Source organism: Achromobacter sp. ESBL13 (genome assembly GCF_036668755.1).
Classification (GTDB): domain Bacteria; phylum Pseudomonadota; class Gammaproteobacteria; order Burkholderiales; family Burkholderiaceae_B; genus Achromobacter.
In genome coordinates this window covers 246,288-259,958 of sequence record NZ_JAZEVT010000008.1, presented here as the reverse complement: position 1 = coordinate 259,958, position 13,671 = coordinate 246,288, and the positions used below count along the sequence as shown (strand labels likewise).

Annotated in this window: 14 protein-coding genes; 4 read left to right on the top strand and 10 right to left on the bottom strand. The window is 63.3% G+C overall.

Annotation, left to right across the window (positions count from 1 at the left end; all coding sequences use genetic code 11):
• Window positions 1-287: 287 nt before the first annotated feature.
• Complete coding sequence (locus V6F88_RS26570; protein WP_332613322.1) at window positions 288-554, bottom strand: isoleucyl-tRNA synthetase; 267 nt, start codon at window positions 552-554, stop codon at window positions 288-290.
• A 126-nt stretch (window positions 555-680) separates the two neighbouring features.
• On the opposite strand from V6F88_RS26570, the gene V6F88_RS26565 reads away from it, so the two are divergent.
• Window positions 681-1,643: a LysR substrate-binding domain-containing protein gene (locus V6F88_RS26565; protein ID WP_332613321.1), complete on the top strand. Its 963-nt coding sequence runs from the start codon at window positions 681-683 to the stop codon at window positions 1,641-1,643.
• Between the two features lie 7 nt (window positions 1,644-1,650).
• Here V6F88_RS26565 and V6F88_RS26560 read toward each other — a convergent pair whose 3' ends face one another.
• Window positions 1,651-3,168, bottom strand: coding sequence for an acetyl-CoA hydrolase/transferase family protein (locus V6F88_RS26560; protein WP_332613320.1), 1,518 nt, complete (start codon window positions 3,166-3,168; stop codon window positions 1,651-1,653).
• Window positions 3,169-3,425: 257 nt separating this feature from the next.
• On the opposite strand from V6F88_RS26560, the gene V6F88_RS26555 reads away from it, so the two are divergent.
• Both V6F88_RS26555 and V6F88_RS26550 read left to right on the top strand, forming a co-directional pair.
• Window positions 3,426-4,352: a LysR family transcriptional regulator gene (locus tag V6F88_RS26555; protein WP_332613319.1), complete on the top strand. Its 927-nt coding sequence runs from the start codon at window positions 3,426-3,428 to the stop codon at window positions 4,350-4,352.
• Window positions 4,353-4,627: 275 nt separating this feature from the next.
• Window positions 4,628-6,997: a DUF3772 domain-containing protein gene (locus V6F88_RS26550; protein ID WP_332613318.1), complete on the top strand. Its 2,370-nt coding sequence runs from the start codon at window positions 4,628-4,630 to the stop codon at window positions 6,995-6,997.
• 51 nt (window positions 6,998-7,048) lie between these two features.
• Here V6F88_RS26550 and V6F88_RS26545 read toward each other — a convergent pair whose 3' ends face one another.
• The 3 genes from V6F88_RS26545 to V6F88_RS26535 all read right to left on the bottom strand — a co-directional run bounded on the left by V6F88_RS26545 (window position 7,049) and on the right by V6F88_RS26535 (window position 9,180).
• Window positions 7,049-7,831, bottom strand: a complete 783-nt coding sequence (locus V6F88_RS26545; protein ID WP_332613317.1) for a hypothetical protein — start codon at window positions 7,829-7,831, stop codon at window positions 7,049-7,051.
• 43 nt (window positions 7,832-7,874) lie between these two features.
• Complete coding sequence (locus V6F88_RS26540; RefSeq protein ID WP_332613316.1) at window positions 7,875-8,351, bottom strand: hypothetical protein; 477 nt, start codon at window positions 8,349-8,351, stop codon at window positions 7,875-7,877.
• 388 nt (window positions 8,352-8,739) lie between these two features.
• Window positions 8,740-9,180: a hypothetical protein gene (locus V6F88_RS26535; RefSeq protein ID WP_332613315.1), complete on the bottom strand. Its 441-nt coding sequence runs from the start codon at window positions 9,178-9,180 to the stop codon at window positions 8,740-8,742.
• Window positions 9,181-9,246: 66 nt separating this feature from the next.
• Here V6F88_RS26535 and V6F88_RS26530 point away from each other — a divergent pair, with 66 nt between their 5' ends.
• A complete protein-coding gene (locus V6F88_RS26530; protein ID WP_046806177.1) occupies window positions 9,247-9,537 on the top strand; it encodes an antibiotic biosynthesis monooxygenase family protein in 291 nt (96 codons plus the stop codon).
• A gap of 31 nt (window positions 9,538-9,568) precedes the next feature.
• Here V6F88_RS26530 and V6F88_RS26525 read toward each other — a convergent pair whose 3' ends face one another.
• From V6F88_RS26525 to V6F88_RS26505, 5 genes are all read right to left on the bottom strand, one after another.
• Window positions 9,569-9,928, bottom strand: a complete 360-nt coding sequence (locus V6F88_RS26525; RefSeq protein ID WP_332613314.1) for a nucleotide pyrophosphohydrolase — start codon at window positions 9,926-9,928, stop codon at window positions 9,569-9,571.
• An 8-nt stretch (window positions 9,929-9,936) separates the two neighbouring features.
• Window positions 9,937-10,473: a 3'-5' exonuclease gene (locus V6F88_RS26520; RefSeq protein WP_442880404.1), complete on the bottom strand. Its 537-nt coding sequence runs from the start codon at window positions 10,471-10,473 to the stop codon at window positions 9,937-9,939.
• A 137-nt stretch (window positions 10,474-10,610) separates the two neighbouring features.
• On the bottom strand, window positions 10,611-10,844 hold the full coding sequence (locus V6F88_RS26515; RefSeq protein WP_332613313.1) for a DUF1653 domain-containing protein: 234 nt from the start codon (window positions 10,842-10,844) through the stop codon (window positions 10,611-10,613).
• A gap of 96 nt (window positions 10,845-10,940) precedes the next feature.
• Complete coding sequence (locus V6F88_RS26510) at window positions 10,941-12,425, bottom strand: methyl-accepting chemotaxis protein (protein ID WP_332613312.1); 1,485 nt, start codon at window positions 12,423-12,425, stop codon at window positions 10,941-10,943.
• Window positions 12,426-12,940: 515 nt separating this feature from the next.
• Window positions 12,941-13,651 (bottom strand): glutathione S-transferase, encoded by a 711-nt coding sequence (locus V6F88_RS26505; RefSeq protein WP_332613311.1) that lies wholly within the window; start codon window positions 13,649-13,651, stop codon window positions 12,941-12,943.
• Window positions 13,652-13,671: the final 20 nt, after the last annotated feature.

Here is a 13,671-nt window from a genome sequence, read left to right as displayed (position 1 = left end):
TTTGCACCGATCCTTGCAATCCCGCTTGGCGGCCATCACTGGCTACTTGGCGGCAGGCCGAAGCCCGTCGTACTGCTTGGCTTCGCGGTTCAAAGTGTCTGAACTGCGAAGGAGCGAGACTATAGCATATGTTTTGGGCTTGTCATGACGGCGCCTCAAATATCGAGTTAGCCCTTGCACTCGGTCGAGCGCCGACCGTCCCTCTCTCTATATAGAGGCCATGGCGCGCCCCCCCAGCCCTCTATATATAGAGATGAAGCACGGGCGGGCTTATAGCCGAAAAACGTCTACCAGCGCAGATAGTCCACATTGCGCAGACGCGCCAGATCTCGGTGTACGGTCGTCTCATGAACCAGCCAGTCCGGCACACCGACGTCTTCCATGATGCGCGGGTCCATGTCGGCGGCGAGCTTGCGCACGCGCGATTGCATGCGCCATAGTTGGAACGCCGCCCACAGCAGGGCCAGCAACCCGGCGCCGGCAGGCAAGCTTGGTTGCCCGCCGCACGCGGCAGCCTGGAGTGACGGTGAAGCGGGTGTAAGTTGGGCAGACATGACCGTCTCCTTATTGCGTATGACGATTCGGTAAGCGTGGCCGCCCAAAGCCTGGGTGAAAACCCAATTGTTTTCCGCATATTGGTCAGTTACGCTAACCAGATCTCTGAGCCCGGATATTTCGCAATGCGCCTCCCGCTGAACACCCTGCCCGCTTTCAGGGCCGTCGCCGAATTGCAGAACCTGCGGGCCGCTGCCGAGCGCCTGCATTTGACGCATAGCGCGGTCAGCCAGCAGATCAAGGGGTTGGAAGAACAGCTGGGTTTCGCGCTGTTCGAACGCAGCGGACGCGGCATTGTCTTGAATAGCGCCGGCGCGGCGTTGCTGTGCAGCGTGCAAAGCGCGCTGGCGCTGCTGGACGAAGGCGTCATGGCCGCCGCCGCATCGGCTACCGGTAGTGAACAACGGCTGCGCGTGTCGGTACTGCCGTCATTCGCGCAGCGTTGGCTATTGCCGCGCATGGCGCGTTGGCGTGTGCGCCATCCGGGCGTGTCGCTTGAGATCGAGACGTCCCAGCAGGTGGTCGATCTGGTCCGGGACGGGTTTCATGCGGCCCTGCGATTTGGCCGCGGACCATGGGCGGGCGTGGAGTCCGAACCGTTGTTCGACATGCCGTTGCCCTTGATCGCCTTGGCGTCGCCAGAAACCGCCGCCTCGCTGGAAGACGACACGGCTGCAACACTGGCCCGCCAGCCGCTGCTGGGTGAGCGCGAAATGTGGCAACACTGGTTCAACGCGGCGGGTCTGCGCACTCTGGTTACGCCCGTCGCCACGTTCAACGACGCCGGCATGATGTTGCAGGCCGCCGAACAAGGGCTGGGCATCACCCTTGGCCGCGAGCTACTCGCGGCAGATGCGCTTTGCGCGGGACGGCTCGTGCGCGTGTCGCCCATGCGTGTGCACTATGAGCAGGCGCAGACCTACCACTTGGTTTATCCGCCAAGCCTGCGCGAGTGGGCGCCGCTTGTCGCGTTGAAACAGTGGCTGCACGAAGAGCTGGAGTTGTCCCGCTGCGCGCTGGTTACGCCTTCGGCCGACACGGACACGGGCATGGGCATGGGCACGGACGCGGGGCCAGCCCACCGGTGACGCCGGCTTAAGCGGCTTTACGAGTCGCCGGCTTGTCAGCCCGCATCGAGTCCGTTTCGTTGAAACGCTGATGCCACGAGAATGCCTCTTCCAGCAGATGCGGGGTTTGGCCGCCGCGCTGGCACGCGCGATCAAAATAATCCTGCAGCGCCGCACGGTAGGACGGGTGCACGCAATTCTGAATAATGGCGTGGGCGCGTTCACGTGGCGCCAAGCCGCGCAGGTCGGCCAGGCCGCATTCCGTCACCAGCACGTCTACATCGTGCTCGGTATGGTCCACATGCGACACCATGGGCACAACGCTTGAGATATCACCGCCCTTGGCCATCGACTTGGACACGAAGATGGCCAAATGCGCATTGCGCGCGAAGTCGCCCGAGCCTCCGATGCCGTTCATCATGTGCGTACCGCCGACGTGGGTCGAATTCACATTGCCGTAGATGTCGAATTCCAATGCCGTATTGATGGCGATAATGCCCAGCCGACGAACGACTTCGGGCGCATTGCTGATTTCTTGCGGGCGCAGCACGATGCGTTCGCGATAATGCTCCAGGTTTGCCAGGATCTTGTCGTACACCGGCTTGGACACAGTAATGGACGAGGCCGACGCAAACGCCAGCTTGCCCTGATCCAGCAATTGAATGGCGCTGTCCTGCAGCACTTCCGAGTACATCGTCAGCGCCTCGAAGTCCGAGGATTCAAACCCGTGCAGCACGGCATTGGCGATGGTGCCGATGCCGGCCTGCAACGGCAATAACGCGTTGGTCAGCCGGCCGGCGTCCACTTCCCCGCGCAGAAACGTATTGATATGGCCGGCGATGGCATTGGTTTCTTCGTCGGGCGGCAAGGCGTTGGATGGGCTGTCCGGCTCGTGCGTAATCACGATCGCGGCGATCTTGTCCGGGTCCACCTGGATAAACGGCTGGCCGATACGTTGGTCGGGCCTCACCAGGCCGATGGGCTGGCGCGCGGGGCGATCGGCGGGCACGTAGATGTCGTGCAGCCCTTCAATGGCAGCGGGGATCCCCAGGTTCAATTCGATGATGATGTGGTCGGCCTGCTGCGCAAACGACGCCGAATTGCCCACCGACATCGTCGGCACGATTGCGCCCGTTTCGGTAATGGCAGCCGCTTCGATAATCGCCACGTTGATCGGGCCGATATGGCCGGCACGCAACTGCTCCACCGTTTCGGACAGATGTTGATCGATGAAGGCAATATCGCCCTGGTTGATCTTGCGCCGCAACGTGGTGTCGACCTGGAACGGCATGCGACGCGACAACACGTTCGCCTGGGCCAGCATCTTGTCGGTGTCATGACCCAGCGACGCACCGGTGACCAAGGTAATCGACAGCGGCTCGCGTTCGGCACGGCTGGCCAGCGCGGCCGGCACGGATTTACAGTCGCCCGCGCGCGTAAAACCGCTCATTCCGACGGTCATGCCGTCCTTGATCAGCAATGCCGCCTGGTCGGCGGACGTGATCCTGGCGAGCAACGCGGGATGGCGAATACGGTCGGAATGCATGGTGTCTCCACATTTAAAGGCCAACGGCTTGCGGCCGGACGCAATCATGACGGCATGGCGCGTCCGGGCGCCGTCTGACGCGGCGTTTCCCGATATCCCGGCACAGGCACACGAAATCACCGCTGCCCGGGACGAATTTTTCGCAGTATAGGAAGGCGCGCTTAAATCTCGTAATGACTTAAAATCATTCAAATCAGTCGTTTTTTTCATCGTTTGAAGAGTCATTGCGCACGCAAGCGCACCGGGAGCCTGCCGCCATGGACGTGCGCGCATTGCGGTATTTCGTTGAAACGGTCAGGCACGCCAGCTTCACGCAAGCGGCCAAGGCGTTGTTCGTGACGCAATCCACGGTCAGCAAAATGATCCGCCAGCTGGAGGAAGAAGCCGGCACGCCGCTGCTGATTCGCGATGGGCACACCGCCCGGCCCACCGATACCGGGCGCGTGATGTATTTGCGCGGCTTGCAGGTGCTGGAGACCATGCGCCAACTCACCGAAGAGCTGCGCCAGACCGCCGACGTGCGGCGGGGCGCGCTGGAAGTGGGTATTCCGCCCATGATCAATCTGTTGTTCACGCCGGTGGTCAAGCGCTTTCGAGAACTGCATCCCGGCATCCATCTGACCTTGCGGGAGGGCACCGGCCAAGCCGTCGAGGGGCTGGTCGCCAGCGGGGAACTCGAGGTAGGCGCCACCATTCTGCCAATCGCGCCAGACAGTGGGCTGGCCGCCCAGCCTTTCGGCAGCTACCCGATCTGGGTAATCGGGCCGCCAGATGCGCCCTGGGCGGGAAAGACGTCGTTGCCCCTTAGCGCCCTGCGGGACGGGCGGCTGCTGATCCCCACCGACGACTTCGCCATCACCCGCCGGTTGCGCCAGGCGTTTGCCGACGCGGGTTTTCAGCCCAGCATCGCGGCCCAAAGCGCGCACTGGGACTTTTTGGTGGCGATGGCGTCAGCCGGACTGGGCGTGGCGCTGCTGCCTGAACCGCTGATGCAGCGCATCAAAACGCGGGGGCTCAGCACTGCCAAGCTGGCCAAGTCCGGCATGCAATGGGAAGTGGGCCATATCTGGTTGCGTTCCGGCTACCTGTCATTCGCCGCGCGCGCCTGGCTTGAAGTCTGCGACGCCGTCCTGGGCAAGCCCAAAAAGACTGTCGCAAGGGGTCTGGCGCCGCGCGCCGATTGAATCCAAACGTTGGCCTGGTAAACAGGATTTGCGAAGGCACCGGATCAAGCGGCGCCGCCCCGCCCTTCCAGACGGCATCTGCCCCTGTTTATCCGGCCCGGGTAAGCCCGGCTTACCGTCCCACAAGAGGATTTCTGAACCGGGGACACAGCACTATTTTTGTTGCAACGGTGGGGCCCGCGGCTTGTTATGCTGCCGCCTCGACGCGAGTGATTCGCCCCCGGAATATGACCCCCATCCCCTGCCCTTTTTTCCCCAGCCTGCGCCAATGGCGCATGCCCCGGTTCGCCGCTTTCTTCGCCGCGATACTGCTGTCGCTGTCCTTGATGCCCGCCATTGCGGCGCCGCCCCCCAACCCCACTGAAACCGAAGCGGTGCTGGCCGCGGCTCGCAAGCAGATCGACGAGATCCGCAAGCGCTTTACCGACGAGACCGACGACGCCGCCCTGGTCAAGCAACGCGGCGACGCACTGGACATTCAGTCCAAGGCCGACGCGGCCACCGAAGCGCTGACCCCGCAGCTGGCCAGCGTAACCGCTAGGTTGAGCGAATTGGGCGCACCGCCCGACGGCGCGAAAGAAGCGCCAGACGTGGCGGCGCAGCGCGCGCAATTGGAAAAGAACAGCCGCGCCCTGGACGCACAATTGAAGCTGGCACGGCTGCTGTCCGTGGACGCCGGCCAAACCGCTGAACAGATTTCCGCGCAGCGGCGCACCCAGTTCCAGGCGCGCATGGGCGAGCGACGCGATTCTTTTCTGTCGGGCCAGTTCTGGACGGAATTCCGTTCGGAATTCCCGCGCGACCTGGAACGCCTGGAAGCTTTGGGCGACGACCTGTCCACCGCCGTGGGGCAGACGCCGAAATGGGGCTGGCTGCTGCTGATTTCCATGGCGGCGCTGGTGATCGCACTGCGAATCTGGATCGGCCGCCTGATCCTCAAGCTGACCGCGACGCGCGTGCCGCCGGGCCGCCTGCGTCGCTCGTTCCTGGCCGTGGCGCAGGTGATGCTGTCGGTGGCAACGCCTGGCGTTATCGCCCTGCTGATCCATACCGGCCTGGACTGGAATTCGCAGCTGTCCGACAACACGGCCTCGCTGTTGGCGACGCTGGTGGCCACGGTCTGTTTCGGCGGCTACGTGTCGGGGCTGGGCAATGCGCTGCTGTCGCGCAACCGGCCGTCGTGGCGCCTGCCGCCCATCAACGACCTGGTGGCCGCGCGCCTGCATTGGCTGCCCAACCTGCTGGGCACCCTGGTTGTCATGATCTGGCTGGCTGAACGCCTGCCCGTTCTGCTTAACGCCAGCCTGACCACGACGATCACGCTGACCGGTATCGTGGCCGTGCTGATCATGGCAACTATGAGCACCGTGCTGGCCATCGGCCGGCGCTTGCGGCGCAAGATCGTTCAGGAAAGCGAAGCGCCCGCGCCATTCTGGGTGTCGCTATTGCTGGGCGCGGTGTGGGCTGTGCTGATCCTGGGCATGGCCAGCTTGCTGGCGGGCTACGTGGCCTTCGGCGCGTTCCTGGCCAAACAAGTGCTGTGGGTGCTGATCGTGATGGCGTCCGCCTACCTGTTGTCAACGCTGATCGAAGACGGCTTCAGCACACTGCTGGGCACATCGCATCGGGAAGGCGAGCGCGAAGGTCCCAGCCTGCGCGACCAGGCGGCCGTATTGCTGTCCGGCGTGGGCCGCGTGGTGGTGGGTCTGCTTGCCATCATTCTGCTGCTGGCGCCGTTTGGCGAAGGGCCGATGGACCTGCTCCAGCGCTTTGACCAGCTGCGCAAGGGCCTGGCGATTGGGGAAGCGCAGATCCGGCCGGGCGCCGTATTACAGGCCCTTTTGGTGCTGGCCTTGTCACTGCTTAGCGTCAAGGTGCTTAAGCGTTGGCTGTCGAACCGATATCTGCCCACCACCGAATTGGACCCGGGCATGCAGCTGTCGGCAGCCACCTTGTTCGGCTACGCGGGCTTTGTGATTTCTTTCGCCCTGTCGCTGTCCGCCGCCGGCATCGGCCTGGAACGGGTGGCGTGGATTGCCAGCGCACTGTCGGTGGGTATCGGTTTTGGCCTGCAAGCCGTGGTGCAGAACTTTGTGTCCGGCCTGATCCTGCTGGCCGAACGACCGGTCAAGGTGGGCGACTGGGTATCGCTGGGCGGCGTCGAGGGCGACATCCTGCGCATCAACGTGCGTGCCACCGAAATCCAGATGGGCGACCGGTCCACCGTGATCGTTCCAAACTCGGAATTCGTGACCAAGACGGTGCGCAACGTGACGCGCTCCAATCCGCTTGGCTTGGTGCAGATCAAGCTGCCGCTGCCGCTGTCGACGGACGCGGAAGCGGTGCGCGAACTGATGCTGCAAGCCTTTGCCGACCACGAAGACGTGCTGGACACCCCGGCTCCCAATGTGTTTTTGGACGGCCTGGAAAACGGCCATCTGATCTTTAACGCCAAGGGCTATGTATCGTCGCCGCGCGCGGCCTACGGCGTGCGCAGCGCCCTGTTGTTCACCGTCCTCAAGCGTCTGCACGACGCGGGCCTGGAGGTTTCGTCGCCGCCCACCATGCTGTTGGCATCCGCCCCCCCTGGCCCGCCGAACCCGCCCGAACCCACCGCGGCCGTCGCGCCTCCGCCCTCGGCGTAGGCGCCAGCCGGTTCATCGCGCTACGCCCCGCTTCAAGCCGGTCATCCCGATTCATCCTGGCGAATACAGGTCGGCGAAGCGCTGGCGTTCCAAGCGCGGATTGCGCAGCGGCGGCGAGGCCAGCGCGGTGGTCTGCGCGGCTTGCACCGGCACTGCTTGCAAGGCGGCGGTGGTTGCAAGCGGGCGCAATTGCGCCTGGGATTGCACGGGTGCGGCGGGCGAACCCGCGGCGGGCGAACCCGCGGCGGGCGAACCCGCGGCGGGCGCACCCGCGGCCGGGTAACCCGCAGCCGGCGCTCCGGCCGTGGCCGTGGTCGGCGCCGCCTGTGCGACCGCCGTCGTATCAAACCGGTGATCGGCCGTCGTCAGGGCAGGATTGGTGCACAAGCCTTGCGCCACCAATGCCGCCTTCGTGCGGTCGTCGGTCTGGCACAGGATGTCGATAGCCGCCGTTTCCAGCCGGCGCGAACGATCAGCGTCCTTGGTCGACGCGGCAGCCTGCATCGTGCGTTCAAAATTGCGCCGCAGGCTGCACTTCTGGTCTTCGATCGGAATGGCCACGTTCATGCCGAAGCCCACCACGGACCCGCCGCCACCGGCGGACACCATGCAGCTATCGGACGAAAACGAACCATAAAAACTCTGGCCACCAACCGGGGGCACCGTCTTCACGGTGCTGGATCCGCTGTTGTTCGAATTCAGCGTAATGCCCTGGTTGTTGCCGGCGTTGGTTGCCCCCGACGAAGCGGACGTCGTGGAACTTGAATTGCTGGTCTGTGCAACGGCCGAGCCGGCTGCAAGCGACAGCGTGATGGCAAACACGATTTTCTTCATGATGTCCCCTCGACCGGACGGCCGTAGCCGTCCGGAAAATCGGTCAGCGATTGAACCCGCCAACGTGACCCATCGACCCCACGCCACCAATCGCCCCGAATGCGCCGATATTGGCGGACGCGAAGGTGCCGGAGGCGGTTGCCTTGGTTTCCGTGTTGCCGAACGAGGCGCCGCCGTTGGCGATGCTATCGCCAACCATGATCGGCGCGTTGCCCGACACATGGCCGTAGGATTCGCTGGTGGCATATTGCCGCGTGCTGGTCACCACCGTGGTGCCGTCCCGATTGAACGTTCCGCCAACTTGCGCCACGCCGCCCGTTTCGCCGAACGAGGTCTGGCTGGACGAGCCGTAGCCGTTGACCTGGGTGGCCACGACGGAACTGCCGGTCGAGATGGATGAGGCCGTGCCATTGATCGTGCCGGCATGGCCGGTGATCGACACGGAAGGCATGTTTGGACCGCTGGCATACGCCGATGCGGCAAACAATGACAGGGCTGCGACGACTGCGAGCTTTTTCATTTGAGCTCCTCCTGATCCGTTTCATACGGATGCTCAGGTGCCGGTGGCCTACCGGCGCGGACCGCTACGTCATGCCGGGCGCCTGACTGAAATGTTGGGCGTGGGACTTTCGTATTGGTACGGAATGATTGCTCCGACCTAGGCTCGTCGATATCGGCTAAACGGGCGACCGGTTCCTTGTGGGGGCAGTCAAAGGCAGGTGGCGGGCCGCACGAATGGCGTGCCAACCGGCATTACGCCGTGCGTATGGCCGATGAAAGGCGCAGGCGCTTGCCGCGCTGGCGGGCCGGCCTTCAACTCTAAGGATGGTCTGGCGCGCGGTCGTCTCGGACAAGGGGCCTAGCGCGCACGCCGGGGATGAACGCGCTGATGGCCTTTAGGCTTACTGTCAGTCTTGCGACAAGCTGACAAAGCGCAGCAATTGTGCCGACTCGCGGCGCGCCAGCCACAGGTCGCCGGCCACCAGCAGCAACAGGAAGCCGCATTCGGCAAGGTCCAGGTCGGGCACAACGTGATAGCTCACCAGCAGTGCGATACCCGACAACCCGGCCAGCCAGGCAGGCCAGGCCGGCGGCAAGCCGTCGCCGTTGGCGGACGTGCCGCGCCGGACGCAAAGCCACGCCATCAGCGGCAAGAACAGCATCGACAGGGGAATGTAGACAGCGATGGCCGACAGCAGCACGGCTACGCTGAACTGGGTATGCAGTGACAAGGCCATCAGCGCGATGGCGCCGATGCCCGCATACCAGAACAGGCGCGGGGCAATGAGACGAGTCAGGACGGCGGCTCGGGAATTCATGAACAGGCTAAGCAAGAAATTTTCAGCCATACTACTCCGGCCGGCCGGCGCTTACCCGGCCCCATTTGCCCAGCCCCATTTATTTGGAGACTCGTCATGATCCAGGAAATTGCCAGCATCCACGTTCGCGAGGGCCAGGAAGCGCTGTTTGAAGCCGGCGTCGCGCAGGCCAAGCCGCTGTTTCTGCGCGCGCGCGGATGCCACGGCATGGAACTGCACCGCAGTATCGAACAGCCGCAGCGCTACACGCTGGTGGTGGCCTGGGAAACGGTTGAAAACCACATGGTCGATTTTCGCGAATCGCCCGACTTCCAGGAATGGCGCAAGCTGGTAGCCGGCTTCTTCGTCGAGCCGCCCGTGGTGCATCACGAACAGCAAGTGATCTGACCGCCCGGGGCCTGATGTCCGGGGTCTGGCACTACGCCTGGCCTGGCGGATCGTCGTATTTGCGGGCGCTGCCCGCAAAACGGTCCGCCGGATATTTCTCGGCATTTTTCACCATCTTGCGCGCCACGGCGTCGGCGATGTCGATGCCCAACTGATCCGCCAGCGCCACCAGGTACATCTGCACATCGGCGATCTCGTCGGCGGCATCCGCCAATTGCGCCGGCGTCATCTCGCGCGACTGGGCCTCGGTCAGCCACTGAAACAGCGACACCAACTCGCCCGCCTCTCCCGATAGCGCCATCGCCAGATTCTTGGGCGAATGGAAAGGTTGCCAGGCCCGCTCGGCCGTGAAGGCCCGCAGCGCCTGCTTGATATCTTCCAGGTCCGACATCTTCGTTCCTACGCAGCGGCCAGCCGCGCATTGGCGGCCAGAGCCACCGCTACCGTGGTGCGCACATCGGCCAGCGCCCGGTGAGTGGGATTGGATGCGCCCACATGTCGCGCCAGAATTTCAAGTTTATGGGACGGCAATTCGGGCCAGGCGCGACGCGCCAACGCCAGCGTGCAATGCGTGGCATTGGCAAACGGCAGTCCGGTGCGATCCGCCGCGGCGCCCAGAAAGCGCCGATCGAAAGATGCGTTGTGAAAGAACACAGGAAGGTCTTCCACGAATTCAAGAAAAGACGAAAACGCCTGCATCACCGGCACGCCGTGGCGGTCGACTTCAGCTTGCGTGATGCCGGTCAAGCGGGTGATGAAGGACGGCACGGGTGACGCCGTTCGAACCACCTGCGTGTATTCGCGCGCCAGCGTGCCGCAGGTTTCGACGCGCACGGCGGCAAATTCCAGGATCTCGCAGGTGGCGGTTGAAAGCCCGGTAGTTTCCAGGTCGGCCACGATGAACGGCCCCCGCAGCGCTTGAAGCGCCGAGGCCAAGGCAGCCGACGCCTGCGCCTTGGCGGGCGTTCTTGCCGGCGTTCTGCTGGTGGGCTTGGCGGACGATGCGCCCAATGCATCGGTCGTTGTGGTCAGCGCAGGCGACACGCCCGCGCGCGCGCGGCGATAAAAGAACGTCACGGCGTCTCGGTCGCGGTAGCCAAGGGCGCAAAACGCGGCGATCCGTCGGCCAGTTGGCCGAAAAACAGCGAAGCGGGCCGCACCCACAGGCCGCGCTCGTGCGGCCACAGGTGTTCGTACACCACCATCGACTCTTCGGTTTCGGAATGACGGGCCGTACCCACATAACGGTAAAGGCCGCCCTTGTAGTGGCGGTGCGAGGCAAGAGCCAGGGCTTCGGATTCAGTCATGGACGGTGGCCGCAAAAAAGCGACCTGGGCGGGAATGCTCCGGCCCAGGCCTGGGATTCAAACAATACCGTCTTTATAGCGCAATCGGCGCCGGCCTCAGTACCGCACGTACTCCAACACGGGCGCCGGCGGCAACGCCGTATTGGCCGCGGGCCGGGCGCGCAACGCGGCGGTCACCGGTTTGACCACGCTGGCGGGCTGACGGTTTGCCCGCGCCGCCTGTGCGTCGGCGGTGGCCTGGGTGGCGCGCAAGGTCTGCTCGGCATCGGCCGTCATCTGTGTGATGTCCTGCGTCACACCGCCCAGCTTGGCCGACTGCGCCAGTGACACATTCACCACTTCCGCCATGATCTCCGTCACGCGGCGCGACGACGCCACGATGTCCTCCATGGTGACGCCGGCCGACTGCACCTGCCCCGCGCCGCTTTCGATCTGTTCAACCGACGTGGTGATCAAGCCCTTGATTTCCTTGGCCGCCGCCGCGCTGCTCTGGGCCAGGCTGCGGACCTCTGCCGCGACCACGGCAAAGCCCTTGCCGTGCGCGCCTGCCCGCGCGGCCTCTACCGCCGCGTTCAGGGCCAGGATGTTGGTTTGAAAAGCAATGCCGTCCATGACGCCGATAATTTCCGATATGCGGCGCGAGCTTTCCGTGATGGCGCCCATGGTGCGCACCACGCCCTGCACGGTTTTGCCGCCCTGCTCGGCCACCTGGCTGGCGTCCAGCGCCAGCGCGTTGGCCTGACTGGCGCGCTCGGCGTTTTCGGTCAGCCCCTGGACCGCCACGCGCAAGGTCTGCGCAGCCGTAAAGCGCTTGGTGATGTCGGTGGCAAACTTCACCACCTTGAACGGGCGGCCCTCGGCGTCGAAGATGGGGTTATAGCTGGCCTCGATCCAGACCTGGCGGCCGCCCTTGCCGATGCGCAGATACTGGCCGGTGTCATATTGGCCGCTGCGCAGCTTGCGCCAGAATTCTTTGTAGGCGGCCCCGCGCGCTTCGTCCGGGCGCACGAACATACTGTGATGCTGGCCTTCGACTTCCGCAGCCTGATAGCCCACGGTTTTCAGAAACAGGTCATTGGCCCGGATGATCGTGCCGTCAAGTTCAAATTCAATAATCGCCTGCACTTTCGAAATCGCGGCCAACTGCCCTTCGGTATCCGCCTGGCGTTGCTGCTGGTCGGTAATGTCGGTGGCGTATTTCACAACCTTGAGCGGCCGTCCGCGCTTATCGAAGATCGGGTTGTACGAGGCTTGCAGCCACACGTCCGCGCCATCGTGGCGCACCCGGCGATAGCGCCCGGCGTCATAGGCGCCTTGGCCCAGCTTGTGCCAGAAGGCAGCGTATTCCGCCGATTCCCGCTCTTCCGGGTCCACGAACATACCGTGGTGATGGCCTACGACTTCATCCAGCGTATAACCCATCGTGTCCAGAAAGTTCTGGTTGGCCATGAGCACGTGGCCCTGTAGGTCGAATTCGATCACCGCTTGCGCTTTGTGAATGGCGGATATCTGACCGTACAGGTCGGCTTTGTGCATGCCGCGATTTCCACGGAACAGCCGGCTAAATGTGATCCATTGCATAGAGTTTCTCCTGCCAAGGTGGGACGACGTAGTGCCGATGACCAAAAGGTAATTTCCAATCAGAACCGATTGGCGCGTCCCAACCCTGCCTGGGCAATGCACGCCGCGCCGCATGCATTACCGCGTATGGCCGTCACCCCAACGGCGACGAAGCCGACTCACAAGATAAACCGTTCAGAATGTATCCAGTCGAAAATATTAATCCTATAAATGGACGTTTCTCCACCTTTTGGATGGTGCAGCGAAAAAAATCGCGCCAGTCGATAATCCTGCAGGAATCGATGTCGGTATAAACCCGGTGCAACCCGAGTTACCACGCGGGCACATACCGGTTTCTGACTATTAACTAAAAAGGGCCGACCCCACGCATGGAACCGGCCCTTTTATTAATACTGCCTCTGCAATTCAGGCCAACCCGGCCCCTTTAAAAACCTATCCGGCCTGTCACTTAATATTGACGACCGGCAAGCCGTTAATGTCGCTCGAATTTTCAGCTGGCCCGCCGCGCGGACGAATCAGGCCGCATCCAGCTCGCGATATTGTCGGAATATGCATTCGCCAAATGGCAACCGCCTGCCGCTGGAAAAGTAGGACTGCAACGCGGGTAGCGCCGCAACGCGCGCATGCAGCGCCATCACGTTCGGATAATGTGAAGCCACCGTGCCCATGCGCTTCGGAAACGCGTAGAGCAAGCCGTCCACCAAGTGAAACAAGGACAGGTCCACGTAGGTCCAGCGGTCTTCGCCCGCCAACCATGCCGACGGCCCGGCCAGCACGCGCTCAAAATAGGACAGGAACTTTGGAATGCGCTCTTCCCGAAAGGTCCGGGCGCGCCGCGTGGCCTCTTCTTTTTGGTCTTCGTAGTAATCGTTAGCCGAAATGGGATGGTGGGTGTCGTGCGCCTCGGTCACCATATCGGCGATAGTCAGCTGCAATTGATTGACCCATAACCGCCCTTCCAGCGATGCGGGCGCCAAGCCGTGCTTTTCGCCCAGGAACAGCAGGATATTTGCGGTTTGACCCAGCGTCATCTCGCCCGCCACCAGATAGGGCGGCGCAAATGGAGGATGCGGACGCGGCGTGCGCATGTCCTGAATCAACGCGTCATCCGAGGCGCCCGGCTCGCGCGCCCGCTCGCGATACGGGATGGCGCCCGCTTCAAGCGCCAGGCGTACGAATTCACCGCGTCCGGGGATGGTTTCCCAATACCAAAGGTCGTAGGTCATGCCGTCTCCTTGCGACAGGG